This is a genomic window from Streptomyces sp. NPDC053755 (genome assembly GCF_040677675.1).
Taxonomy (GTDB): Bacteria; Actinomycetota; Actinomycetes; order Streptomycetales; family Streptomycetaceae; genus Streptomyces.
On sequence record NZ_JBFASK010000012.1, the window covers coordinates 85332 to 111164 of the forward strand.

Annotated in this window: 23 protein-coding genes; 12 read left to right on the forward strand and 11 right to left on the reverse strand. The window is 72.6% G+C overall.

Translation table 11 applies throughout. The features are described from left to right. The first annotated feature begins 25 nt into the window (after positions 1–25). Complete coding sequence (locus tag AB0K65_RS14630; RefSeq protein ID WP_365716234.1) at positions 26–1795, forward strand: cation:proton antiporter; 1770 nt, start codon at positions 26–28, stop codon at positions 1793–1795. A 41-nt stretch (positions 1796–1836) separates the two neighbouring features. Here the strand turns inward: AB0K65_RS14630 and AB0K65_RS14635 are convergent, their stop codons facing one another. Further along, positions 1837–3687 carry a glycoside hydrolase family 15 protein gene (locus AB0K65_RS14635; protein ID WP_365716236.1) on the reverse strand — a complete coding sequence of 617 codons (1851 nt, stop codon included), beginning with the start codon at positions 3685–3687 and terminating at the stop codon, positions 1837–1839. A 434-nt stretch (positions 3688–4121) separates the two neighbouring features. Here AB0K65_RS14635 and AB0K65_RS14640 point away from each other — a divergent pair, with 434 nt between their 5' ends. The 9 genes from AB0K65_RS14640 (at position 4122) to AB0K65_RS14680 (ending at position 15737) form a co-directional block, all read left to right on the forward strand. Next, a complete protein-coding gene (locus tag AB0K65_RS14640) occupies positions 4122–5423 on the forward strand; it encodes a DUF2254 domain-containing protein (protein WP_365716238.1) in 1302 nt (433 codons plus the stop codon). Positions 5424–5520: 97 nt separating this feature from the next. Next, positions 5521–6123 carry a TetR/AcrR family transcriptional regulator gene (locus AB0K65_RS14645; protein WP_365716240.1) on the forward strand — a complete coding sequence of 201 codons (603 nt, stop codon included), beginning with the start codon at positions 5521–5523 and terminating at the stop codon, positions 6121–6123. Positions 6124–6415: 292 nt separating this feature from the next. Beyond that, a complete protein-coding gene (locus tag AB0K65_RS14650; RefSeq protein WP_365716242.1) occupies positions 6416–7339 on the forward strand; it encodes a TauD/TfdA family dioxygenase in 924 nt (307 codons plus the stop codon). Between the two features lie 43 nt (positions 7340–7382). Beyond that, entirely contained in the window at positions 7383–8693 is a 1311-nt protein-coding gene (locus AB0K65_RS14655; protein ID WP_365716244.1) for an MFS transporter, read from the forward strand. Between the two features lie 168 nt (positions 8694–8861). Then, on the forward strand, positions 8862–10568 hold the full coding sequence (locus AB0K65_RS14660) for an aldehyde dehydrogenase family protein (protein ID WP_365716246.1): 1707 nt from the start codon (positions 8862–8864) through the stop codon (positions 10566–10568). Positions 10569–10613: 45 nt separating this feature from the next. Continuing rightward, positions 10614–12224 (forward strand): long-chain fatty acid--CoA ligase, encoded by a 1611-nt coding sequence (locus AB0K65_RS14665; RefSeq protein WP_365716248.1) that lies wholly within the window; start codon positions 10614–10616, stop codon positions 12222–12224. Positions 12225–12407: 183 nt separating this feature from the next. Beyond that, on the forward strand, positions 12408–13769 hold the full coding sequence (locus AB0K65_RS14670; protein ID WP_365716250.1) for a hypothetical protein: 1362 nt from the start codon (positions 12408–12410) through the stop codon (positions 13767–13769). Beyond that, positions 13766–14329: a potassium channel family protein gene (locus tag AB0K65_RS14675; protein ID WP_365716252.1), complete on the forward strand. Its 564-nt coding sequence runs from the start codon at positions 13766–13768 to the stop codon at positions 14327–14329. The genes AB0K65_RS14670 and AB0K65_RS14675 overlap by 4 nt, the downstream gene beginning before the upstream one ends. A 40-nt stretch (positions 14330–14369) precedes the next feature. Next, a complete protein-coding gene (locus AB0K65_RS14680; protein ID WP_365716254.1) occupies positions 14370–15737 on the forward strand; it encodes a chloride channel protein in 1368 nt (455 codons plus the stop codon). Positions 15738–15819: 82 nt separating this feature from the next. On the opposite strand, the gene AB0K65_RS14685 is transcribed toward AB0K65_RS14680, so the two are convergent. The 10 genes from AB0K65_RS14685 to AB0K65_RS14730 form a co-directional block, all read right to left on the reverse strand. After that, a complete protein-coding gene (locus AB0K65_RS14685; protein WP_365716256.1) occupies positions 15820–16119 on the reverse strand; it encodes an SHOCT domain-containing protein in 300 nt (99 codons plus the stop codon). 36 nt (positions 16120–16155) lie between these two features. After that, complete coding sequence (locus AB0K65_RS14690) at positions 16156–16602, reverse strand: DUF6325 family protein (protein ID WP_365716258.1); 447 nt, start codon at positions 16600–16602, stop codon at positions 16156–16158. A gap of 153 nt (positions 16603–16755) precedes the next feature. After that, positions 16756–17397 (reverse strand): GAP family protein, encoded by a 642-nt coding sequence (locus tag AB0K65_RS14695; RefSeq protein ID WP_365716260.1) that lies wholly within the window; start codon positions 17395–17397, stop codon positions 16756–16758. 295 nt (positions 17398–17692) lie between these two features. Then, complete coding sequence (locus AB0K65_RS14700; RefSeq protein ID WP_365716262.1) at positions 17693–18502, reverse strand: YhjD/YihY/BrkB family envelope integrity protein; 810 nt, start codon at positions 18500–18502, stop codon at positions 17693–17695. A 471-nt stretch (positions 18503–18973) separates the two neighbouring features. Further along, a complete protein-coding gene (locus AB0K65_RS14705; RefSeq protein ID WP_365716264.1) occupies positions 18974–19423 on the reverse strand; it encodes an SRPBCC family protein in 450 nt (149 codons plus the stop codon). 167 nt (positions 19424–19590) lie between these two features. Further along, the gene (locus AB0K65_RS14710; protein ID WP_365716266.1) at positions 19591–19782 is read right to left on the reverse strand and encodes a hypothetical protein; all 192 of its coding nucleotides are present in this window, start codon (positions 19780–19782) and stop codon (positions 19591–19593) included. A 393-nt stretch (positions 19783–20175) separates the two neighbouring features. Next, positions 20176–20658 (reverse strand): lamin tail domain-containing protein, encoded by a 483-nt coding sequence (locus tag AB0K65_RS14715; protein ID WP_365716268.1) that lies wholly within the window; start codon positions 20656–20658, stop codon positions 20176–20178. Between the two features lie 510 nt (positions 20659–21168). Beyond that, entirely contained in the window at positions 21169–22020 is an 852-nt protein-coding gene (locus AB0K65_RS14720) for an MBL fold metallo-hydrolase (protein WP_365716270.1), read from the reverse strand. A 277-nt stretch (positions 22021–22297) separates the two neighbouring features. Then, positions 22298–22717, reverse strand: a complete 420-nt coding sequence (locus AB0K65_RS14725; protein WP_365716272.1) for a DUF4440 domain-containing protein — start codon at positions 22715–22717, stop codon at positions 22298–22300. Positions 22718–23055: 338 nt separating this feature from the next. After that, positions 23056–24855: a SpoIIE family protein phosphatase gene (locus AB0K65_RS14730; RefSeq protein ID WP_365716274.1), complete on the reverse strand. Its 1800-nt coding sequence runs from the start codon at positions 24853–24855 to the stop codon at positions 23056–23058. Between the two features lie 147 nt (positions 24856–25002). Between AB0K65_RS14730 and AB0K65_RS14735 the strand changes: the two genes are divergently transcribed. Further along, entirely contained in the window at positions 25003–25212 is a 210-nt protein-coding gene (locus AB0K65_RS14735; protein WP_005312042.1) for an HTH domain-containing protein, read from the forward strand. After that, positions 25212–25778, forward strand: a complete 567-nt coding sequence (locus tag AB0K65_RS14740; RefSeq protein ID WP_365716276.1) for a Clp protease N-terminal domain-containing protein — start codon at positions 25212–25214, stop codon at positions 25776–25778. The genes AB0K65_RS14735 and AB0K65_RS14740 overlap by 1 nt, the downstream gene beginning before the upstream one ends. The last annotated feature ends 55 nt before the right edge of the window (positions 25779–25833 follow it).

Sequence of the window (25833 nt, forward strand, 5' to 3'; positions counted from 1 at the left end):
CTCGATTCGGACGAAGGGAAGGGCCGTGACGGACGACGAGATCCTCTTCGGCATCGCTCTGCTGGTGACGCTCGCCACCGGATCCCAGATCCTGGCGAACAAGCTGCGGGTGCCGGCCCTGATCATCCTGCTCCCGGCGGGATTCGCGGCGGGGGCGGTCACGGATGTCATCCATCCGGACAGACTGGCGGCGCAGAACTTCTCCGCCCTCGTCTCGATGGCCGTCGCCGTGATCCTCTACGACGCGGGCCTCGGGCTCAACCTGCGCAAGCTGACAGGGCGGACGCGGTGGCTCGTGGGCCGGCTGCTGCTGCTCGGCGTGCTGCTCACGTTCTTCGCCACGTCGGCGGTGGCGCCCGCGATGTTCGACATGCCGCTGCGGGTCGCCGCGATGCTCGGGGTGATCCTGGTCGTCTCCGGCCCGACGGTCGTCGGTCCCCTGCTCGACTTCGTCCGGCCGAGCGACAAGGTGCGGCGCATCCTGATCTGGGAAGGCACGCTGACGGACCCGATCGGCGGCATCCTGGGCGCGCTCGTGTTCCACGCCATCGCCTCGACCCACCAGGTCGACATCGGCCGGGGCTACCAGCTGGGCCAATTCGCCCTCAGCCTGGCCGTGGGTCTGGCGGGCGGGGCGGTGGGAACGGCCCTGTTGTGGCTGACCCTGCGCGTCATGCGGCTCGGCGAGACCCTGGGCACGCTGGCGCAGCTGGCCACGGTGGTCGCCGTGTCCGCGCTGTGCGACATCGTCCGGGACGACACGGGGCTCATCGCCGCGATCGTCGTGGGTCTGGCGGTGAGCAACATCCCCGGCTTCGACATGCCGGCCCGGCGGCCCTTCTTCGAGACCATGGCCCAACTGATCATCGGGCTGCTGTTCGTCTCCATCTCCTCCAGCGTCACGCCGGCCTCCCTGGTCCCCGTGCTGCTGCCGGCGCTGGCTCTCATCGCCCTCCTCGTCCTGGTGGTACGGCCGCTGGTGGCCTTCCTGTCGACGACCGGTTCCGGTCTGTCCACCGGGGAGCGGGCCTTCATCGGGTGGATGGCCCCGCGGGGCATCGTCGCCGCCGCGACGGCCTCCGCGTTCTCGGCCGGGCTCGTCGACCGCGGGGTGGCCGGGGCGTCCCGCATCCTTCCCGTCACCTTCCTGGTCATCGTGGGAACGGTGCTGTTGTACGCGCTGACCGCGGCGCCGGTGGCGCGCCGGCTCGGCATCGCCGAGCCCTCCGGGGCCCGGATCCTGCTGGTGGGCGGGCAGCCCTGGGTGGTGGATCTGGGCAGGGCGCTGCGGGGCGCCGGTCTGGACGTGCTGATGTGGGCGGGTTCCGACGCGGAGCGGGAGCGGATCGGCGACGCGGGCGTCGAGCTGGCCACGGGCGACCTGCTGGCCACGGCCACCAACCCCGGGGCCCGTCTGGAAGGGGTGACGGCCGTGTTCCTCGCCACCGACGACGACGATTTCAACGCCCTTGCGTCAGTGGTGATGAAGGACAGCGTCGAGGGACACGTGTACCGCGTGGGACCGCCGCACGGAAGCCACGGGGTCGTGGCCCCGTACACCGGCGGCGAGGTCCTCTTCGGCGGTGCCCTGGTGCGTCACGTCCTGGCGGAACGGTACGAGCGGGGGGCCCGGTTCACGGTGCTGCCCGCCTCCGCCCCGCTGCCGGCCGCCCACGACACCCTTTTCGTCGTGCGCGCCGACCGCTCCGTGGAGCCGGTCACGGACCGGCAGAGCGCCGAGCCCGAGGAGGGTGACAAGGTCGTGGTGCTCGGCTCCGCCGACGGCGCGGTGTGACCGGGGGACATCCCGCGGCGCCGGCGCCGCTGCGGAGGGGGTCAGGGCATCGTGCCGTGCGGTCCCCGGTTGAGCGTCCTGTCGAGGGTGATCGCCGCGTCGATGAGCGCGAGGTGGGTGAAGGCCTGCGGGAAGTTGCCGAGCTGGCGGCCCGTCAGGTCGATCTCCTCGGAGTACAGGCCCAGGTGGTTGGCGTAGGTGAGCATCTTCTCCAGCACCAGTCGCGCCATGTCGGTGCGGCCCGCTCGCGCCAGGGCGTCGACGTACATGAAGGTGCACAGGGAGAAGGTGCCCTCGGAGCCTGACAGGCCGTCCGGTGACGCCTCGGGGTTGTAGCGGTAGACGAGGCTGTCGCTGACCAGCTCGCGGTCGATGGCGTCCAGGGTGGTCTGCCACATCGGGTCCTCGGGCATGATGAAGCCCACCGTCGGCATGCGCAGGAGCGACGAGTCCAGCACGTCACTGCCGTAGTGCTGCACGAACGCCCGCTTCCCGGGATCCCATCCCCTGGCGAGCACCTGCTCGTAGAGCTTGTCGCGCTCGGTCGTCCAGCGGCCGCGGGCCGCGGGGCGGCCGTCGTCGTAGGCGATCCGCAGGGCGCGGTCGAAGGCCACCCAGGACATCACGCGGCCGTAGGTGAAGTCCTTCCGGCCGCCCCGGGTCTCCCACAGCCCTTCTCCCGGCTGGTCCCAGTGGCCGGCCAGCCAGTCGAGGAGAGTGTGCAGCGCGGTCCAGCCCTTGTGGTCGAGGTGGATGCCGCGCTGGTGCGCGAAGTAGATGCTGTCCAGCGCCTCGCCGTAGATGTCCAGTTGGAGCTGGTCGGCGGCGCCGTTGCCGATGCGGACGGGAGCGGAGCCGCGGTACCCCTCCCAGTGGCTCAGCTCCTCCTCGACCAGATCGGTGGATCCGTCGACCCGGTACATGATGTTCAAAGGGCCGGTGCCGTTGCCCTGGCCCGCCTCCTCCTTGACCCGGTCGTGCAGCCAGTTGATGAACGCCGCGGCCTCCTCCTTGAAGCCGAGGCCCAGCAGGGCGTACACCGAGAACGACGCGTCACGGATCCAGGTGAAGCGGTAGTCCCAGTTCCGCTCACCTCCCAGCTGTTCGGGCAGGGCCGTCGTGGGGGCGGCGACCAGGGCGCCGGTCGGGGCGTAGGTCATGAGCTTCAGGGTGATGGCCGAGCGCTCCACCGCCTCGCGCCAGCGGCCCGAGTAGGTGGACTGGCCGAGCCAGGAGCGCCAGAAGCGGACCGTCTCGTGGAAGAGCTGCTGGAACTCCTCCACCCGGACCTCGTGGGGCGGGCCGTCGGGAGAGGACTCCATCACCAGGCCGCGCTGCTGGCCCGCCTCCAGGGTCAGGGTGAAGCGGAGGTCCCGGTCGGCGGAGACGATGCTGAGCAGCCGGTCGTCCCCCGGCTCCCGGACGGGGTGCACCGCCAGGTTCATGCTCTCCGACGTGAACAGGGCCCCGTGCGGGGTGAGATGGACCTGGTGCGGCTGACGGCCGTAGTCGAAGCGCGGCGCGAGTTCCCCTACGAACGTCATGGTGCCGCGCACACAGCGCAGCATGCGGACCAGGCGGTGCCGGTCCGTGGCCGTCGTCCCGGTCACGGGCATGAAGTCGACGACCTCGCCCGCCCCCGCCTCGGTCATGAACCGGGTCACCAGCACGGCGGTGTCGGGGTGGTACAGCTGCTTGGTCGAGTAGGAGTCGACGGACGGTCTGACGCTGAAGTGTCCGCCCTCGCGCCGGTCGAGCAGGGCGCCGAAGACGCTGGGCGAGTCGAAGCGTGGACAGCAGAACCAGTCGATCGTCGCGTCGGTGCCGACGAGCGCGGCCGTCTGCAGGTCACCGATCAGCCCGTGGTTCTCGATGAGGGGATAGTCGTCCATCGGGAGCCCCTTTCCGCCCGGCCCGGCCAGGGATCCGCCCCGTGCGCCGGATGCGGCTCGCACGAGAGGGCGGATCGCGCCGGTCGCACCGCGCACAGGGCTGCGTTCGGTGCCGTCTCGTCAGCTTAGGCCGCCCTCGGCACGCCGTCCTGCCGAGCGCCGCCCGGCTACCCGAGAGGGCCGGGACCCGCCGCGGGGCGTACTGGGGGCGGCCGAGCACCCTTCGCACGCGGGACGGTCGGCACGGCTGTCGGCGGGTGTACTGCGGACGGGCGAGAGGCCGTCGACGTGGTACGGGACCGGGCGCGCGCTGCCGCTGCGGCCTGTGGTGAGCGGCTTTACCGTGGGGGGGACACGGCGGGCCCCGCGGACGGACGGAGCCGGATGCGTCCCGTGTCCCGGTATGCCGGGCCGGGCCGGGCGAAGGACGTGAGGTGGGTGTCGTGACGTCGTGGGCGGCGAGGTTCCGGGCCCGGCAGTACATCAAGGCCAGCCTCTGGATCGTGCCGCTCTTCGGACTCGTCCTGGGCGGGGTGCTCGCCGAATGGGCCCTGGCCGCCGACCGGACGGGCCGGCCGCCGAGCGGCTGGCACTACTCGGCGAGTACGGCGAGCGGGGTCCTCACCGCCATCGTCGGGGCGATGGTGGCGTTGCTCGGGTTCGTCGTCACGATCGGCGTGCTCGTCGTCCAGCAGGCGACCGGCACCCTCTCCCCCCGGTACATGCGCCTGTGGTATCGCGACCGGCTGCAGAAGGTGGTCCTCGCGACGTTCACGGGGACCTTCGCGTTCGCCTTCTCGCTGCTGCGGAGCATCGAGGACGATTCCGTGCCCGACCTCGGTGTGACGCTGGCCGGCGCGGCGGTGGGCGTCAGTCTCGTCCTCCTGCTCATCTATCTGAACCGGTTCACGCACAGCCTGAGACCCGTGGCCATCGCCGAGCTGGTCGTTCGCATGGGGCAGGACGTCTTCACCAAGGGAGCGGCGGCGATCCGCGACGCGGCGCCGCATCCGAGCGAGGTCGTGCCGGCCGGGCCCCCGGCGCTGCGCATCCGTTCCGAACACGGCGGTGCCATCCAGGCGTTCGACCTGCGCCGACTGGTGGCCGAGGCCGTGCGCCACGACTGCGTCCTGGTCGTCACCCGGCTGATCGGTGACTTCGTACCGCCCGGGGCCGTCCTCGTCGAGGTCCACGGCGGCACGTCACGGCCCGCGCCGGACCGGGTCACGGGTCGCGTCGCCCTCGGGGCCGAGCGCACCATCGAGCAGGATCCCGCCTTCGCGCTGCGGATCCTCGTCGACATCGCGATCCGGGCGCTCTCCCCGGCCGTGAACGATCCCACGACCGCCGTGCAGGTGCTCAACCACATCGAGACCTTCCTGCACAGGGTCGGCGGCGTGCGCCTTCCGGGCCGCTTCGTGCTCGCCGATCACGACGGCCACCCCCGGCTCGTGCTGCCGGGACGTGACTGGGAGAGCTACCTCCAACTCGCCGTGTGCGAGATCCGGGACTACGGATCGTCCTCCGTGCAGGTCTGCCGGCGGCTCCGTGCGCTGCTCGAGGGACTGCTGGACACCCTGCCGCCGGAGCGGCACCCCGCCGTGCGGGAGGAGTTGGGGCTGCTGCGGGAGGCGCTCGGGCGGAGCTTTCCCGACGCGGCCCGCCGCGCCATCGCGGAGCGGGCGGACCGTCAGGGCATCGGCGGGTACTCCCCCTCGCTGGACAACGGGACGTAGCCGAGTCGCTCGCCGAGCCCCGGCCGCGCCCGCCACCGCCCGCGGCGCGGGGCACCCGGGATCCGCCGACGGGGTGGGCGGCCGTAGGCTCGGGGGCATGGTGGGCAGGGAACCGCGCGACACGGTACGAGGACCAGGACGACCGCGAGAGGAGCGGGTCACCGGCGCCGTCCTCCGCGCCGTCGTGGACCTGGTCACCGAGCAGGGGATCGGAGCGGTCACGATGGACGCGGTCGCCGCCCGGGCCGGGGTGAGCAAGCCCGCCATCTACCGCCGGTGGCCCACCAAGCAGGACCTCATCATCGCGGCGGCCGAGACCCGGATCGGCGCCCTGTCGGTGCCCGACCTGGGCGACTTCCGCGCCGAGCTGCGTTTCGTGCTCACCGCCCGCCTGGAGACGTACCGGCTGCCGGGTTCGGACCGGCTGATCGCGGGGCTGATCGGGGCGGCGGCCGAGACGGGCGCGGTGCGCGGCCAGTACGCCGACTACACCGCGCGGATCACCAGCGAGACGCGGCGCGTCCTCGAACGCGGCATCGCCCGCGGCGACGTGGCTCCGCACACCGATGTACGGGCCGCGGCCACGCTGGTCGCGGCGCCCCTGCTGTTCCGTCTGATCGGTGAGCAGGAGATGCCCGACGACCGTTTCGTGGACGCGCTGGTCGACCTGGTCGCCCGCGCGGTCGGCCCGGTCGCCTGACGCTCTCCTCCGGCGTCCCCCGGCCCACTCGACGGCCCGTTTGAGGGCCGGCCCGAGGACCCGCTTCACGGCCTGCGGCCCGACGTTCTCCGTCATCGTTCCCGGGAGCCCGGACCACGGCTGCGCTTCCGACGCCGCGCCCCGGGCCCCGGCTTCGAGCGCCGCCCATCGGCCCCGCCCTGGGACGCCGTTCGACGGTTCCGCATTTCCTGCGCTCCGGCCCCTTGCCTCGGCACCGCCCAATAACGATACTTCCGGTAACGATTTTCCGGCCGCCTCACACGGAGGACCCATGGACAGCGTCGTCACCACCCCCGCCCCCGCGCTCGACAAGCCCCTGATGCACTACGGCAAGCGCACCCTGACGCGTGTCGCGCCCGGGATGGACCAGCCCGACTACCGGCACCTGGACATCTCCCCGCTCACTCCGCACATCGGGGCCGAGGTCGACGGCGTCGATCTCTCCCTGCCGATCGGCGACGAGGCGGCGGACGAGCTGCGCCAGGCCCTGCTGGAATGGAAGGTGCTCTTCTTCCGCGACCAGCACGGCTTCGCCCCCGACTCCCAGCTCGCCCTCGCCGGTCTGTGGGGCGATCCGGAGCCCAACCCCTTCTTCCCGAAGGGGGGCACGGTCGGCGTCTCCCGCCTGGCCAAGGACGCCATGACCATCGGCACCGAGAACATCTGGCACAGCGACCACTCGTTCATGGCCGCGCCCGCCCTGGGCTCCGTCCTGCGCGCCGTGGAGATCCCCTCCGCCGGCGGCGACACCCTGTGGGCGGACATGGCGGCCGCCTACGACAACCTCCCGCAGGCGCTGAAGGACCGCGTCGAGGACCTCACCGCCGTGCACGACTGGGTGCCCAGCTGGGGCTCGATGATGACCGAGGCCCAGGTCGCCGCCCACCGCGAGAACCTGCCCGCCGTCGAGCACCCGGTGGTCGTCCGCCACCCCGCCACCGGGCGCCGGCTGCTCTACGTCAACGAGCCCTTCACCACCCGGATCGTCGGCCTCTCGGACCGGGAGAGCCGCGAGCTGCTCGACGAGCTCGTCCTCCAGGCGCGCATCCCCGAGTACCAGGTGCGCTTCCGCTGGCAGCCGGGCTCCGTGGCGATCTGGGACAACATCGCCACCCAGCACTACGCGATCAGCGACTACTTCCCGCAGCGTCGCGTCATGGAGCGCATCGCGATCGCCGGCGTCCCGCTGTCCTGACCGGTTACCGCCCTCTTCCCTCTCCAGCCCCCGCGGAGCCCCTGTGACCGACACCGACGTCGCACCCGCTGTGCCCGCCCGTCCCCCGAAGGCGCCGAGCCGTTCGAGACGCCGCGCGTGGAGCGTCACCGCGCTCCTCGTCGTCTTCATGATGATCAACTTCGCCGACAAGTCGGTACTCGGACTCGCCGCCGACCCGATCCGCGAGGACCTCGGCCTCTCCGCGTCCGCCTTCGGGCTCGCCAACAGCGCCTTCTTCCTGCTCTTCTCGCTCTGCGGGGCGGCGGTGGGGCTGCTCGCCGACCGCGTCCGGCCCAAGTGGCTCCTGCTGACCATGGCCGTGCTCTGGTCCGTCTCCCAGGCGCCGCTGGCGCTCGGCGGCGGGCTCGCGGCGCTGATCGCCTCACGGATCGTCCTGGGCGCGGCCGAGGGCCCCGCCTTCCCCGTCGCCCAGCAGGCCACGCTGTCCTGGTTCCCGAACCACCGCCGTAACCTCCCCGGCGCGCTGATCGTGATGGGGACGACGTTCGGCGTGGTCCTCGCCGCCCCCGCGGTGACATGGCTCGTGGAGCACCACGGCTGGCGTTCGGCGTTCGCCGCGGTGGCCGTGGTGGGAGTCCTCTGGGCCGCGCTGTGGGTCGTGCTGGGCGCGGAGGGTCCGTACGCGGCCGATCCCGCCGCCGCCTCGCCCGACGTTCCGGCGACCGGTACGGCGCCCCGGCGCGTGCCGTACCGCCGCATCCTCGGGACACGGACCTGGATCGGCTCGACGGCGGCGTACTTCAGCTCCTACTGGGTCGCCGCCTTCGTCCTGGTCTGGCTGCCCTCCTACCTCCAGGAAGGCCTCGGCTACTCCTCGGCCTCCTCCGCGCGACTGCTGGTCCTGGTGTGGGGGCTGACCGCCGCCGTCATCCTGGGACAGGCCGCGCTGACCGGCTGGCTCATGCGCCGGGGGGCGACCAGCCGGTGGGCTCGCGGGAGGGTCGGCGGCATCCTGCTGCTGGTGGCGGCCTCGGCCTGTCTCGCCCTCCCGTCGGCACCGTCCGGTACGGCGACCGTGCTCCTCCTGGTCACCGGCTTCGGCTTCGCCGGCGCGATGGTCAGCGTCGCGGTGACCACGGTCACCGAGATGGCGCCCGCCGAACGGCGCGGCGGCGCCCTCGGCTTCATGAACGCCGTCGTCACGACCGCGGGTCTGATCGCTCCGGTGCTCGTCGGCCACCTCGTGGACCTCCACGGCCCGTCCGGATACGACCAGGCCGTCCTGATCACCGGCGCCCTGCTCCTGATGGGCGGCATCGCCGCGGTCACCCTGATCGACCCGCGGCGCGACGGGCACCTGCTGTCCCTCTGACCCCGCGCGGGTCCGGCCCTGTCCGGTCCCCTCCGGTCCTGGCCCTTCTCGCCCGCGTCCTACCGCGTCCCGGGTCTGCCGGCCCCGCGCACCCCTCGTCGTTCCCCCGGCACCGCCGCCGTGGGGAGCGACACCCCGCCCGCTCCCCCGCCTTCCGTAAGGGACGCCGTGAACACCCACACCCTCGACACCACCGCCCTCGACCACGTCGTGGCGGGGGCACGGGCCAGGGCAGAGTCCTGGTCCGCCACCCCGCTCGCCGAACGCATCGCCCTCCTGGAGCGGCTCCTTGCGCGCATCGCCTCCCACGCCCCCGAGGTGGCCGCCGCCGGAGCCCTGGCGAAGGGGTACGGCCCCGACTCCCCCTGGGCTGCCGAGGACTGGATCGGCGGGCCGTGGGCACTGGCGCAGAACGCCTCGGCGTTCCTGCACGTCCTGCGGCGCCTCGCCGCCGGCAAGGAGCCGGTGGAGACGAAGGCCGTCCACGAGGACGCCGGCCGGACCTGGGTCGACGTCTTCCCGGCCACCGGCTGGGACGTCCTGCTGCTCAACGGCTACTCGGCCCGGGTGCGGATGCGTCCCGGCGTCACCGCCGACCAGGTGCTGACCCGCGCGGCGGGCGAGTACCGGGGCAGGCCGGGTCCCCCGTCCGTCGCCCTGGTGCTCGGCGCCGGGAACGTCGCCGCCATCACCGCGCTGGACATCCTGCACAAGCTCTACGCCGAAGGCCAGGTCGTCATCGCCAAGATGAACCCGGTCAACGCCTATCTGCGGCCCCCTTTCGAGGACGTCTTCGCCGAGTTCGTCGAGCACGGCTGGGTGTCGTTCGTCGACGGCGGGGCGGCGGAGGGCGGTTACCTCGCAGGTCACGAGGGTGTCGACACCATCCATGTCACCGGCAGCGACCGCACTCATGACGCCATCGTCTGGGGCACCGGCGAGGACGCCGAGCGGCGCCGCCGCGACGACCGGCCGCTGATCGACAAACCCTTCAGCAGTGAACTCGGGGGTGTCAGCCCCTGCGTGGTGGTGCCCGGACCATGGAGCGACGCCGACTTCCGCTTCCAGGCCGAACACATCGTCACCAGCAAGATGAACAACTCCGGCCACAACTGCATCGCCAGCCAGGTGCTGGTCCTGCCGCGCGACTGGGACGGCACCGACCGGCTCCTGGACGAGATCCGGCGGGTCCTGCGCGTCCTGCCGCCCCGCACCGACTACTACCCGGGCTCCGCGGAGCGCCTCGCCTCCGTCCTCGCGGCCCATCCGGAGGCGGAGACCCACGGCGAGGGCTGCCGCCTGCTCGTCCCCGACCTCACCGACCACGCCGGCCCGCTCATCACCGGCGAGGTCTTCGGCAGCGCCCTGGGGGTCGTCCGTCTCCCCGGCTCCACTCCTGCCGGGTTCCTCGCCCACGCCGTGGACTTCGCCAACGAGACGCTCCCCGGAACCCTCGGCGCCACCCTGATCGTCCATCCGCGGACCGAGAAGGCCCACGCAGAGGCGGTCCGCGCCGCCGTCTCGGAGCTTCGCTACGGCACCCTGGGCGTCAACTGCTGGTCAGCGGTCGGCTTCCTGCTGGGCTTCACCCCCTGGGGCGCCTTCCCCGGCCACACCCGCCAGGACATCGGCAGCGGCGCCGGGTTCGTGCACAACGCGTTCATGCTGGAGGACGTCGAGAAGACGGTGGTGCGCGCGCCCTTCACGCCCGCGCCGCGCGGCCTGGTCACGGGCGACCCGTCCCTGTCACCCCGTCCCCCGTACTTCGTCACCCATCGCACCGCGCGGGCCACGGTGCGACGCCTCACACGGTTCACGGCCGCGCCGAGCCTCGCCAAGCTGCCCGCCCTCCTCGCGTCCGCGCTGCGCGGCTGACCCGTCGCGCGCCCGCACCGACCGACACGTCCCCAGGGAGACCTCATGCTCAACCTCGCCATGGTGCTGGAGACCAGCGCTCGTACCGTGCCCGACCGCACCGCGATCGTCCTGGGTGACCAGCGGCTCTCGTACGCGGAACTCGACGCGGCCGCCCGCCGCGTGGCGAACCTGCTGCGTTCACGCGGCATCGCACCGGGCGACAAGGTGGCCCTGTCCTGCCCCAACCTGCCGTGGTTCCCGATCGTCTACTACGGCATCCTCAAGGCCGGCGCGGTGGTCGTCCCGCTGAACGTGCTGCTCAAGAGCCGTGAGATCGCGTATCACCTGGCCGACTCGGACGCGAAGGCGTACTTCTGCTTCGAGGGCGGTCCCGAACTGCCGATGGGGCAGGAGGGCCGGGCCGGCTTCCTCGACACGCCGGGCTGTGAACACTTCTTCCTGATGACGGCGACCCCCTCCGCGGTCTCGCCGATCGAGGGCGCGCAGACGCTGACGGCGGCGCTGGCCGACCACAGCTCGGACTTCGAGACGGTCGCCACCGAGCCCGGTGACACCGCGGTCATCCTCTACACCTCCGGCACCACCGGAAGGCCCAAGGGTGCCGAGCTCACCCACTCCAACCTGACGCTCAACGTGGTGACGTGCCACAAGCTGTTCGGCGAGGTCGACCACGACGTGCACCTGATCGCGTTGCCGCTGTTCCACTCCTTCGGCCAGGTGGTCCAGATGAACGCGGGCCTGGCGTCCGGAGCCACCCTGGTCCTGCTGCCGCGCTTCGACGCCCGATCGGCCCTCTCCCTCATGCAGCGCCACGCCGTCACCTTCTTCACGGGCGTTCCCACCATGTTCTGGGCCCTGCTGGAGGCGGACGCGTCCGAGGTGGACCTGTCGCAGATCGCCGCGAAGCTGCGCATGGCGGGATCGGGCGGTTCGGCCCTGCCCGTGGAGATCCACCGCCGCTTCGCCGAGCGGTTCGGCGTCACCATCCTGGAGGGGTACGGCCTGTCGGAGACCAGCCCGGCCGCCACCTTCTCGCCTCGGGGGGAGCAGGCGCGCCCCGGCTCCATCGGGCGCCCCGTCTGGGGCGTGGAGGTGGATCTGGTCGCCGAGGACTGGACACCGGTCCGGGGGCCGGACGCCATCGGGGAGATCGTCGTCCGCGGGCACAACGTGATGAAGGGCTACTACAACCGGCCCGAAGCGACCGCCGAGGTGATGCGCGACGGCTGGTTCCGCACGGGTGACCTGGCCCGCCGGGACGCCGACGGTTGGTTCCACATCGTCGACCGCGCCAAGGACATGATCATCCGCGGAGGCTTCAACGTGTATCCGCGGGAGGTCGAGGAGGTGCTGCTCACGCACCCCGCCGTGAGCATGGTGGCCGTCATCGGTCTGCCGGACGAGCGCCACGGCGAGGAGATCAAGGCCTGCGTGGTCCTCGCCCCGCGGGCGAAGGTCTCCGAGGAGGAACTGAGCGAGTGGTGCAGGGATCGAATGGCGGGTTACAAGTACCCCCGCCTGGTGGAGTTCTTCGACGTCCTGCCCACCAACGCCACCGGCAAGATCCTCAAGCGGGAGCTGCGGGAGACGAGCGCGGGTGGCGAGCGCTCCACCGCCGGTCGTGGGCAGGCGGAGGTCGCGGGGACGCACTGAGACGGGCGCGTTCAGCCGGACGGCCGTACGCCGCCGCCCGGCCTCGCCCTGACGGCGCGTCTGCCGAACGGGGGACAGACGGCATCGCTCCGGTCGCGGGACGCGGTCGGAGCGCCTTTGCTGGACTGGCGGCGGGTGCTCCGCCGCTCGCGACCCCGCGGTCCGCTCTCGCAGGAGATCCGTATGGAACCCCAGCCACGGCAGCCGGAGCCGTCACCCGGCTCACCCCCTCCCGCCGGGAGCGGAACCGAATTGGCGGATCTGCGGCGCCGTATCGCGGAACTGGAGAACGGCGGCAGGCCACGCCGTCACCGGTGGCGGTCGGTGCTGTCCGCCCTGCTCGTATGTCTGGCCACGGTGCTGTCCGTGCTGTCGGTCGTCGCGGTGTGGGCCGACAGCATGGTGGCGGACACCGACCGCTACGTCGACACCGTCGCACCGCTCGCCTCGGACCCGGCCGTCCAGACGGCGGTGACCAACCGGGCGACGACGGCGATCCTGGACCGGATCGACGTGAAGGCCCTGGTGACCGAACTCTCCACGGCCGCCGAGCGGGAAGGGGCGCCGCCCGCCGCCGGGAAACTGATCAAGGAACTCAGCGGCCCCATCGAAAGCGGCCTGAAGGAGCTGGTGAGCAGTACGGTCCACCGGATCGTGACCAGTTCCGCCTTCGAGACGCTGTGGCGCGAGGGCAACCGGGTGGCACACCGGTCGTTGGACAAGGCGCTCACGGGCAAGGGCGGCGGCGCCGTGGAGCTGAAAGGCGATCAGGTGGCGATCGACGTCGCCCCCGTCATCGAACGAGCCAAGGACGAGCTGGTGAAAGCCGGTTTCTCCCCGGCCGCGCGCATCCCCGACGTGCACACCGACTTCGTGGTGTTCTCCTCGGACGAGCTCTCCAAGGTCAAGACGTACACCCGGATCCTGCAGATCGTCGGCTCGTGGCTCCCGGTGGTCACCGTCCTGATCGCGGCGGCGGCAGTCCTTCTGGCGGCCCACCGGCGGCGCGTCCTGGTGGCGACGGCGCTCGCCGTCGCGTTCGGGATGCTGGTGCTCGGCGTGAGCCTGACCGTCTTCCGCGGCATCTACCTCGACCGTCTGCCGGCCGAGGTGTCGCAGGACGCGGCGGCGGCCGTGTTCGACGCGCTCGTCAAGTTCCTGCGGGCCACCGTCCGTGCGGTCGCCGCGGTCGCTCTGGTGACGGCCTGCGGTGCCTTCCTGGCCGGTCCTTCGCGCCCCGCCGTCACGATCCGGCGGGCCTGCGCCGGCGGCATCGCGGCCGCGCGGGACGCCGCCGCCTCGGGCGGCCTGCGGCTCGGTGCGGTGGGGCGCTTCGTCCACCGCCACAAGCGGTGGATCGGCGCGCTCATCCTGGTGGCCGCCCTGATCGTCCTCGTGACGTGGTCCTATCCGAGCACGGCGGTGGTGCTGTGGATCGTCGTCGCGGTCCTGGCCGCCTTCGCCGTACGAGAGTTCCTCGACGACGCCGGCCCGGCGGACGCTGCCGGCCGACGGGGCGGCGAGAGAGAACCGCGGCCCTCATGAGCGCCCCGCGGGCGGACGGCAAGGGGCGGTCGCACCGGGTGCTTCTTCTCCTGCCCCTCCTGCGTGCCTCGGCCGTGGTGGCGGTGGCCACCACGCTGTACTTCCTGCTCCCCCTCGACCGCGATCTCGATCAGAACACCGCCACGGTGCTCGCCCTGGGCCTTCTCGGCATCGGCGCGCTGCTCGGCCTCCAGGCCGTCAGCATCGTCAGCTCCTCCCACCCCCGGCTGCGCGCCGTCGAGGCGCTGACCACCGCCGTCCCCCTCTTCCTGCTGCTGTTCTCGGCCACCTACTTCCTGTACGGGCGCGAACAGGGAGCGCACACCTTCTCCGAGCCGCTCGACAGGACCGACGCGCTGTACTTCACGGTGACCGTCTTCGCCACGGTCGGCTTCGGCGACATCGTGCCCCTCTCCCAGACGGCACGGGTACTGACGACGGTCCAGATGGTGGCCGACCTCATCCTGGTGGGCCTGATCGCGAAGGTCATGGTGGGAGCGGTACGGCTCGGTCTGGAGCGACGCCAGTCCACCCGGCCGCCGGAGAGGGGCGAACCGTGACCCCTTCGCCCCTCCCCCCTCGTCAGGAGAGACCGCGCCCATGACGGCGTCCTCCGCCCGCCCGGCCGCGCCCCCGGAGTCCGAGGAGTCCGCCGAGGCCGATCGTCTCCGGGATCTGCTGCGCACCCCCGGATACCGCAAGGTCCTGTTCTTCAGCTCGCTGATCGGCATCCCCGTCTCCCTGGCCGCGTTCTGGTTCCTCGCCGCGCTGCACGAGGCGGAGCACGCGCTGTGGGCGGACCTGCCGAAGGCGTGGGGCTGGGCCACCCCGCCGGCGTGGTGGCCGCTGCCCCTGCTCGCCGTCGCCGGGGCCGTCGTGGGGCTTGTGGTGGCCCGCCTGCCCGGTGCGGGCGGTCACGTGCCCGCCTCCGGACTGCACCCGGGCGGGGCATCGGCGGCCGCGCTGCCCGGAGTGGTCGTCGCCGCGGCCGCGAGCCTGCCGTTCGGTGCGGTCCTCGGCCCCGAGGCGCCTCTGATCGCCCTCGGCGGGGGGCTGGCCCTGCTGTTCCGGCGGCTCGTCCGGGCCCCCGCCACTCCTCAGAGCACCGCGCTCCTGGGGGCGGCCGGAGCGGCGGCGGCGATCGCGGCCATCTTCGGCAATCCGCTGGTCGCCGCGGTGCTCCTGATCGAGGTGGCGGGCGTGGGCGGACCGCGGCTCTTCGTCATCCTGCTCCCCGCGCTCCTGTCGAGCGGCATCGGCGGGATCGTCTTCACCGGCTTCGGACGCTGGACGGGTCTCGAGACGGCCGGTCTCTCCGTGCGCTTCCCCACAGCGCCACCGCGCCTGGACACCGGGGACGTGGTGTGGTCGATGGTGCTGGCGGTGGGCATCGGCGCGCTGGTGCACCTGATGATCATCGGAGGCCGACTGGCCGCCGTCTTCGTGGCGGCGGCCCCGCTCGTCCGGACGCTGCTCTGCGCGGTCGGCGCCGGCGGCTGCGCGGCCCTGTACACGGTCGTGACGGGCCGCTCCCCGGTGGAGGTCGCCTCGTCCGGGCAGGCCGCCCTGACCCAGCTGGCGGCCGACCCGCATGCCTGGAGTGTGGGCGCCCTGCTGGCCGTCCTGCTGTTCAAGTCCGTCGCCTACGCCCTGTGCCTGGGCAGTCTGCGCGGTGGGCTGGTGTTCCCGGTGCTGTTCCTGGGCGCGGCGGTCGGTGTCCTGCTCGCTCCGCTCCCCGGGCTCGGGGTGATCCCCGGAGCCTCCGCGGGCATGGCCGCCGCCGCGACGGCCGCTCTGCGGCTGCCGGTCAGCAGCGTGGCCCTGGTGGTCCTGATGCTCGGCAACTCCGAGACGATCCCGGTGGTGATCCTGGCTGCCGTGACGGCCTTCGCCACCTCCGAGCTGCTGCCCCGGGGGCCCGCGGCCGCGCCCCGCCCGCCGGAGAAGACGGCGGACGGGGCGGCCTGACGGATCCGGGCCGCCGCCGTGTGGGACGGGCGGCGCCCGAAGCGGGAGCGGCCGGAGCGAAGAGCCGGACGCGCCGCTCGGTTCAGTATTCGAGGAGGCGGCGCTTCTGGGCCTCGAACTCCGCCTCGGTGAGCACACCCTGCTCCTTGAGCTGACCGAGCTCCTTGAGCTGGGCGATCTTCGTCTCCATCGACGCCGCGGCCGGGGGCGGAGGCGGCGGAGGAGGAGCGCTGTACGCCTGCTGCGGCGGTGCCGCGGCGGGTGCTTCCTCGGCCTGTTGCGCCCAGCGGCCGGCCTGACGCCGCGACACCCGGTTGGACACGGCGGTGGCGGTGCCGGAGATGACTGCGGTGCGGGCGACCCCGCGGAGAAGTCCTGGCATGAGAGTGGTCCTTGTCGCAGGGCGGCGGGGTGGCCGCTAGGGGGTGGACTCGACGGCCTCCAGAGTCGCCAGGAGGGCGTCGGCGGGAATCCTTCCGCCGGCCACCATCCGGGCACCGCTGCGCCGCAGGGCCGTCGCCAGAGGTGCGGCCCACAGGTTCTCGTACACGAGCACGCCCGCCGAATTGCCGGGTTCGAGGACGGCGGCGGCCTCCTGGAGGTCGTCCTCGCCGAGCAGGCCGGAGGACGCCCCTTCGAAGACGGCCAGGTCGAGCTGCCCGTCCCCGTCGAGGTCGGCGATCTGGAGCGCGCTGACGGATCCGTCCGCGTCCTTGCGGACGAAGGACAGATCGAGGATCCGGATGACGTGCCGGTCGACCAGGTCGAGCAGCAGACGCAGGCCTTCGCCGGTCATCCGATTGCCGGGGAACTCCAGGACCAGGTAGTCGACAGGTCCCATCTCCGTGACTTCGTCGCCGCTCATACCGACTCCTCGCCTGGCGGTCCGCTTCTTCGATGTGCGACGACGGTCGCCCCCACCGACCTCACCGGCACCGCCTTCAATTCCAGCACCGCGGGACCGGAACCGCACCTGCACCTTCGGACCGCCCCGTCGCGGCGGCGGGGGTCTCCCGGCTCAGACGAGTTCGTAGAGGGTTCTGCCGACGACCCACAGGCCCGCCCCCAGGCACAGGACGACGAGCGCCTGGTCCTGGTGGCCCGTGATCGTGCGCATGAGGGACTGGAGCCGGGCGGTGGCGTGGGCGGGCCGGAAGGCCGCGTACAGCTCCATCGCCAGGAGACTCGACGAGGCCAGCAGGACGTAGAGCATCAGGGTCAGCCAGGTGGCCGGGTGGGACAGGTCGGCCTTCATCACGGTCGTCGCTCCCACGGCGACGAGGCCCCACGGCTGGAGCAGGACGGCCATGCCCGCGGCCGACCATCCCGATGCGTGACGCACCCGGCTGAGCCAGCTCGGTTCCCCCTTGGGACGGCGCGCTCCGTGGTGGCGGTGGAGGCCGTAGGCCACGAGTCCGACGCCGATGGCCAGCTTGACGGCGAGGACGGCGGTCGAGGGCGAGGTGCGGGCCCTGGGGGGTGAGCCTCCGGTGAAGAGCAGGACGCAGGTGATCACCACCACCAGACAGGCGAGCCATCCGAGGATGAAGGCGAGTCCCTTGCGCACGCCCCCGTCGGCGGACAGGAGCAGGATCAGGGCCATGCCGGGGAAGGGGATGAGGGTGATCGCCAGGCCGATGAGGATGAGGTCGAGTGTCATCGGCGTACGTTCCCTCCGTGCGTGCGGGGCGAAGCACCGCCTGTCGTTCCCAGCCAGTCACGAATCCATGCGACGCGCGATGAGGAGACCCCCGTTGGGGCGACGAGCAGGCATCCCCGCCGCTCCGCCCGGCGTACGGCCGCGAGACGGTCGCCGGTTCGGCGCGAGGCAGGGCGACCGGCCCGATGGGGGGCAGGGCTCACCGGCGACCGGCCCAATGAGAGGCGGGGCTCACCGGCGACCGGCCCAATGAGAGGCGGGGCTCACCGGCGACCGGCCCGATGGGAGGCGGGGCTCACCGGCGACCGGCCCGGCCGTCGTCGGGGCCGCGCCAGGCGGGTGGGCTGCCCAGGCGTCCCGCCAGGTGGGTCTCCTGCGCGATCACGGCGCCTGCGGTGATGCCCACGGCGACCGCCGCACAGAGCACGATCAGCCACGAGAGCAGCGTGAAGATCGGACCCAGGGCGCCGTATTCCGCGAGCGTCCGGTTGAGCGCCGCGGGCATGTAGAACTGCGCCCCGATCGACAGGACGGTGACCGCGAACGCCGTGAGCACCGCTCCGGGCAGGAGGGGCGACCATCCGAGTGCGCCCGCCAGGAGGAGGTGCTGGCTCCACCACCACACCGCCGTCTGGTACAGCAGCGTCAGGGGGATCCCCAGCCACAGCCCGGCCCCGAAGCCGTCGCGCAGCGGAGCCTGGAGCACCAGGATGGCCAGCCATACGACGATCCAGACGACCCACCGCCAGGGGGCGACCTTCGTCGTGCCTTTGGGCACCTGCCACGCCCGTCGGCACAGCCGCTGCATCGCACGGCTCACCGCGGTGGCGGAGATGATCACGAGCAGGGTGCCGACGACGCCGGTGACTTCCTGCAGGGAGTCGTCACCGGGCTGGTACACCTTCTCCAGCTGCTCGTTCACGGCCCCGCTCAGCCCGAACACCGCCCGCAGGGAGGAGAGGAGCTGGTCCTGCACGCTCTGCGGTGCGAAGGAACCGAAGACGAAGAGGAGCGGGACCGCGGTCAGGAAGCACTGCGCGGCGAGCCTGGTGGCGTTGTCCAGGATGTTGACCGACAGCATACGAGCCGTCAGATGCGTGATCACGGGAAAACGGCGTTCGGCACCGCGCCGCAACCGTCGGCCGGTCTCCGTCAGGGCGCGCGACTTCGCCCGCCACCAGGACGGCCCCAGGACCCTGCCGCGGCGCGCCCCGTCCCCGGGGCTCCGCGCGCCGACGCCCTCGCCCGCCGCGTCCCCGCCCGTCCCGCCCGGGTGACGGTCGCCGGGCTCCCTGGCCGCCATCAGGAGGGTCGCGGGGCGTCCACGTCCCGGGGCGCGCGGCCGTCGCGTACCGGGGGCGGTCCCGCAGATGTCGCCATGGTGCGCCTCCCTTTCCTCGTCCAGCGTGCGGGACGCCGCCCCGGGCGGCACCTCGGGCGGACCACGGTGGTGAAGGACGGCGGCCCGCGGGTCACTCGCCGGGCGGCGGCGGAGCGGAAGCGGGACGGACGGCGGAAACGGGACACGGCCGGCCACCCGTCAGGGCGGCCGGCCGTGGGCTCGGGTGCGGGAGCGTCAGATCTCGCCCCGCCACGAGCCGGTCTCCGTCCCCCGGGACTCGATGTACTGCTTGAAGCGCTTGAGGTCGCCGGTGACCTGGCGCTTGACGAAGCCGAGCTTGTCGCCGACGTTCTCCTTGAACCCCTCGGGGTCGAAGTCCATCTGCAGCATCACCTTGGTCCTGGTGTCGTGCAGACGGTGGAACGTCACCACCCCGGCCTGCCTCGCTTCGCCGTCGACGGTCGTCCAGGCCACTCGTTCGTCGGGGATCTGCTCGGTGATCTCGGCGTCGAACTCGCGCTCCGTCCCGCCGACCTTGGTCGTCCAGCGGGTGAGGGTGTCGTTGACCTGAGTGATCTTCTCGACGCCGTCCATGAAGACCGGGAACGTCTCGAACTGCGTCCACTGGTTGTAGGCGGTGCGGACGGGGACGTCGACCTCGATGGACTCTTCGACCTGCGACATGAATCTCCCTTTCCTCGTACGGTGTCGCCAACAGGGCTCCGTCGTCAGGGTGCTGACGGGGCGCCCCGTCACATCGCCTGCCCCCGGAAACACGAACCATGACTCACCGGAGGCGATGCGTACGAGGAGACCCCGCAGCCGGGGGCGGGGAGAGCGCGCGGTCTCGTTCAGGCAGGGCTCGCCCCGGTCCCGTCGTCGGCTCCGGGGACTCGGTGCGGCGCCCCGGCGGCGCCCTCCGGGCGCGGCCACGGCAGCCCGTGGAGACGCTCGATGCCGGAGTCGAAGCGCCGCAGATGGTCCGCGAGGGCGGCGATGTCCTCTTCCGCCGGGCTCGCCGTCAGGCGGTCGGGGCTCGGCACGAGGCCCGAGCGCTCCCCGTGAGCGCCCGCCCCCTCCCGGAGACGGCGGCGGCCGACGGGTTCAGCCTCTGGTGCGGTCGCCGGGCACTACCATCGGTTCGGCGGTGATCGGCGTCGTCCTCGAGCGGATGACGACCAGCGCGAGCGGGGTCGCCTTCACCTCGGAGGACGGGCTCCGGACCGGCCTGCTGATCGGCTGCGGCGTTCGTGTCCGCCGCCGCCGTCGCCGCGGCAGTTCCCGGCCTCGGGGACGGACAGGCGGAGCCGGGCAGGGGGGCCGTCGGGGCGCCGGCCGCCCGCGCCCGCCCCGCGCACGCACGCCCGTCGGCGCCGACCTGGCGGGTCGGCGCCGACGGGCGTCACGGGTCTCGCCGGCCGGCGCCGGCGAGGACGTCAGCGCCGGTGGTGGTGGTGGTGGCCGTTGCCCCACGACTCGGTGTCGACGGTGCGGCCGCGGTCGTCGCGCAGGGTCGCCTTGTCGGAGCGGTTGTCCCAGATGTAGTCGCCGCGGTCCTGGAAGAGGTCGGTACGGGAGTCGCGGCCCTCACCGGTGTGGATCCGGACGGTGGCGCGACCGGCGAGGCGGAAGTCGCCGAAGCGGTAGCGGTTGCCGTCCTCGTCACGCAGCGTCCAGCCGCGGAGGTTGACGGCGTGGCGGGTGGTGTTGGTGATCTCGACCCATTCGGCGTTGAGCGACCGGTTGGACCGGCTCTCGCGTCCGGGGCTGTCGGCCTGGACGCGGCTGATCTCGACCCGCGGCTTGTGGTGGTGGCGTCCGTCGTCGTGGGCGGCGGCCGGCAGCGCGGCCGCACAGACGACGGAGCCGGCGGCCAGCACGGTGGCCGCGACGCGGCGGGCGGTCGAAGAAGCAGACATGGGTGATGTCCCCTCAAGAACATGCCCCACCGGCCGACACGAGCCGGTGGGAGCGATGGCGGATCTCGGTTCTCGGTCCGGTGCGGGCCGAGGACCTCGACTCTGGCCACTGCCCGGCGCCCTCGGTGCGCCTGCCTGACCCCGTTACCGAACACGGACATTTTCGTAACTTTCGCCCGAACAGCCCCGGCGTACGCGGCGGGCGTGGCCCTGACATCCACTGACCGCTACACCGACCCGCCCCGGAAGCACCCACCGCGCCCCCGCAGCCCCACGCCCGACACCGGCCGGGGAGACGCCCCCGCTGCGCCGACCGGGGGACGCGGCGCGGTAACGGCCGTTCTGCGCGTTTCCTCGCACGCCCGATCCCGCTTCGTACGCAGGGGCGACCTCAGGTCAGCGGCCCTCCGGCCGCGGGCGCAGCACGGCGTCGTAGCGCGGACCGCTTCCACGGACTCGCCGTGGCGGGGACGCCGTGCGGCGGGATCCCGCTCCGGACCGCAGTGCCGGTCACGTCCCCGACGGCCGCGGCTGCTCCGGCGGAACCGAGCTCTCGGCGTCGGCCATCCACTGGTCCAGGTCGGCCTGGGTGAACTCCTCCCACGGCGGGATTCCGGGCAGCTGCCGGAGGAGGTCGTAGGCCTCGGGGATCTGGGGTCCGCGAAGGACCGGGCAGTGGCAGCCGGCGATGACCTCGGCGTCGAGCTGCTGGAAGGCGGTGACCACCGCCCCGAACTTCCGGGGGTCCAGCAGGCCGACCCAGGGGGAGACCAGCCTTCCGCCGAAGAGCTGGCCGTCGCGGAATTCGTCCGGCGACAGTGCCCCCGTTTCGGGCATGGGGGCCGGCACGTTCGTCGCGAAGGTGTCGACGGCCCACAGGACGTCGGTCTTCGGGTCGAAGAGGGCGCGGGTCGTGGGGTTGTCGTACAGGGGCGGCCGCTTGGCGACCAGGGTGCGGTCGCCCGCGTCGATCGTGTCGCCGTCGGTCATGAAGCGGCACCGGTTGACGGGAATCTCCCACTCCTCGGCCATGCGGCCGATGGAGAACCACGTCGTCAGCAGGGTGGCGTTCGGGCAGGCCGCGAGGACCGCCAGGAGGTTGCCGGCGTGGTCGCGGTCGTCGTGGGTGAGGAAGATCCACCGCACGTCCAGGGGGTCCACGACGGACCAGGCCGCCTCCAGCCACTGGGAGCGCACCGCGGGCGCACCGGTGTCCACGAGGACCGGTTCGCTCCCCCGGATCACCATGGAGTTCATCGGGAAGTGGCCGACCGGCGGGGCCTCGAGGGCCCACGGGATGACGAACGTCTCCTCGGCGACCTTGTACGGCTGAAGAAGGTCGAAACTCTCCGTGGTTGCCATCGCTGCTCTCCCTGGGGCGTGATCGCAGCGCCCATGTATCCAGTGCAGCCCCGTGCCGGGCCGTCGTCAAACGCAGCCCGCGCGACGACGGTCGCCGCCGGCGGGCAGCGCGGTGCGCGCGGGGACGGGCGGGCGGCGGGGTCGACCGCGCGGGGTGCCGCCCGGGGCTCCGCGAAGGACACCCGCCGGACTCGCTCGCAGGCCGGTCGGACAACTCCCGTCGCGTCCGGCCGGGCGGGCCGGACGCGACGGGACGGGGCGGACAGGCCCGGAGCACCTACGGCCGGCCCGTCCCGTCGGGCACCGGCGTGGCCTGGTGGTAGTAGAGCCGGAACTCCCCGGCGGCGTCGCGGCGCCAGATCGACGAACGGCGGGCGTGCCGGTCCTCGATGCGGGTCTCGTAGGTGAGGTGGACGATCCCGGGGGCGAGGACCGTGCCCTCGAAGTGCGTTGCGGTGATGGGGATACTGCTCTCGGCGCCGCCGTGGAGCGTGGGCAGGGCGGCGACCATCTCCGCGTGCGTCCACCGCCGCCCCGAGGCGCCGACCTCGATGAAGTCGGCGTCGAGAAGGGCTTCGGCGAGGGGACCGGAGAGTCGGACGGAAGGGTCGTGGAGGCGTCGCTCCCGGACGATCGCCTCGGTGACCTCCGGATGCTGCGGGAGCGCTTCGGGCGCGTGCCGGTCGTTCTGGATCATGGCGCCATGATGCCCGGCCGCGGCCGGCGGGGCTCCCGGCGGCCGGGCGGTTTTCAGCGCGGCCGGCGCCCGCGTGAGAAGGGCTCCCCCTGCACCACGACCACGCGTCCGGCCCCGCCGCTGACGGGGCGGGGCCGGGACCCGGCATCCTCATCAGTCTTCTGGGGGCGTGGTGCGGAAGTAGCGCCGTCCGCCCGAAGGGCGGGCCCCGCGCCGTCTGTCGCGTACGCGCGCAAGGCAGAGGATCGTCCTCGTACGGGCGTACTCGGACGATCACGACAGCGCAGCGAGCGGGCGTGCCAGGCGTCGCGGGACAGGCGGGACCTTCACCTCACGCCCTAGGTCGGCATGTTCTGTTCGGCCCAGACCACCTTGCCGGTGACCGTGCGGCACGAACCCCACCTGCGGCACAGCATGTTGATGAGCTGAAGTCCCCGCCCGCCCTCGTCGCTGAGGTCGGCGTGCTGGATCTGGGGCAGGTCGGGGCCGGTGTCCGAGACCTCCACGACGAGGCGTTCGCCGCGCAGCAGGCGCAGTTCACCGGGGCCGTTGCCGTAACGCAGCGCGTTGCCCACGAGTTCGGAGACGACGAGCTCGCAGACGTCGGCGAGTTCCGTCAGGCCCCACGCGGCGAGCTGTCCGGTGACGAGGCTCCGGGCGGCGCCCGCGGCCCTTCCGTCCTGCGGCAGGTCCCACACCCGCAGGTCGTCGGGCGGGAACGCGGAACTCTTCCCGATGAGGAGGACGGCCTCGTCGAACCGGGCGGCGCCCGCCGGGGCCTTCTCCACCAGGCCACCCGCCTCGAGGACACCCGGAGCGAGTCCGAGCGCCGCCGAGCGGAGCCGGTCCAGCTGCACGTCGAGGTTCTCGAACCGGGACTTGACGAGCCCGTCCGTGTACATGACCAGGTGGGCGCCGTCCGGTACGCGCAGCCGCAGGGGGTCGTACGGGATCACGCCGGCGCCGAGAGGCGCGCCGGTGGGGACGGGCACGAACTCGGCCGAGCCCCGCCCGTCGACGAGCAGGGGCGGCAGGTGTCCGGCGCTGGCCAGCGTGTAGGTCGAGTCGGCGGGGTCGTAGACCGCGCAGAGGCAGGTGGCGACCTGTTCGTCCTCCAGGTCGCGGGTGGCGAGGTCGAGTCGCGCCAGGATGCGTTCGGGGGCCGTGTCGAGGGTCATCAGCGTGCGGGCGACGGTGCGCAGGCGCCCCATGGTGGCGGCGGCGGGCAGTCCGTGCCCCATCACGTCCCCCACCATCAGGGCCGTGCGCCCGCTGGGCAGGGCCATGACGTCGTACCAGTCGCCGCCGACCCCGTGGCGGGCGGTGGAGGGCGCGTACTCGGCATGGATCCGCAGTCCCGGCGTCACCGGTGTCACGCGGGGCAGGAGGCTGCGCTGCAGCGAGATCACGTGCTCGCGCTCGCGCCCGTAGAGCCGGGCGTTGTCGATGAAGACGGCGGCCGTGGAGGCGAGTTGTTCCGCCAGGGCCAGGTCGATGGTGGAGAACGGCGGCGTGCCCGGGCCGCGGACGAAGTCGGCGCTTCCGAGCAGCACCCCGCGGGCGATCAGGGGCACGGCGAGGTAGCTGTGCACCCCGGCGGCACGCATCTTCGCGGCGGCGCTCTCGGTGGGCGCGACACGGGCGAAGTCGTCGTCCCGTATCCGGCTCAGCAGGACCGGCTTGCCCTGCCGTAGGCAGTACCGGTGGAGCAGGGTCTCGTGCGGCGTCTCGGCGTGGACGAAGGTCTCGCCCACGGGTGTGGGCTCCAGGGAGGAGAGTTCCTCGATGGCGCACAGGGCCGTGGCGCGCATGGCGGGGATGCCCTCCCCCGCCCACTGCGAGATCTCGTCGCCGCGCAGCACGCTCTCGAGGATGTCCACGGCGGCCCCGTCGGCGAACCGGGGCACGGTGAACTCGGCCAGCTCCTGCGCGGTGCGCTCCAGGTCGAGGGTGGTGCCGATCCTGGAGGTGGCGGAATTCAGCCAGGCCAGCCGACTGCGGGTGGTGATGCGGTCCGGCGGCAGGAGACCCCTGCCCCGGCGGAACCGCGCGCCCGCGCCGGCGGAGTGGTGCACCGCCGGGTCCCGTCCGGCCGCTCCCCGGCCGGTCAGGCGTCGCCTGCCGCTGCCGCCGTTCACTCTTTCGGCCCCCAGACAGGACTCGACGCCTCTTGGTGCACAGTCTGCACCGGAAGCGGGCCGTACGCACGTGAAGTCGCGAGGTCACAGCCCTCCCGACGTCAACCAGCATTGACACCCGCCGTTTGTCAACGTAGATTGACAGTCATGACGGAAGCAACGGATCTGGCCGAGCGGGCGGGCGACCGGGACCCCCGAGTGGGTCTGCGGGCGGTCGCGGCGTTGCGCAGGCTGCTGGAACAACTCGAGGCCGTCCAGGTCAGGAGCGCCCGCAACCAGGGCTGGTCGTGGCAGGAGATCGCGGCGGAGCTGGGCGTGAGCCGCCAGGCCGTCCACAAGAAGCACGGGAGGCTGTGATGTTCGAACGGTTCACCGAGGACGCCCGCGCCGTCGTGATCGGCGCCAAGGCCCGTTCCGCACGGTCCGCCGCGTCCGAGGTCACCAACGAGCACCTGCTGCTGGCCCTCCTCGACCTCGAAGGAGCGGCCCGCACCGGCTTCGCCTTCCACGCGCTCGGGGTGCTGGACCGGCGGTCCTCGCTCGAGGCCTCCCTCGCGGAAGCGCGTCGGCACGGCGGCATGACGCAGTCGGACCGGAAGGCGCTCGCGGCGCTGGGGATCGACGTGGGCAGGATCGTGGCCAGCGTCGAGCAGACGCACGGCGCGGGGGCGCTGGCCGGCGACCGGAGGGACCGGCGCCGGTGGTCCGGCGGCCCCTCCTTCGCCCGCGAGGCGAAGACGACCCTGGAGAAGTCGCTGCGGATCGCACTGGGCAGGCGCGACCGGTTCATCGGCGCGGAACACATCCTGCTGGCCCTCACCGCGCAGGACGGCGTCGTCGCGGAGGCCCTGGCCGACCACGGAGCGACGTACGCGGCACTGGAACGCGCGATGTTCGGGGAGCCCGCGCAGGGGCCGGGCTAAGGGCTGCCGCCCACGGGGGGCTGCCCGAGCGAGACCATGCGGACGTGGGAAGACA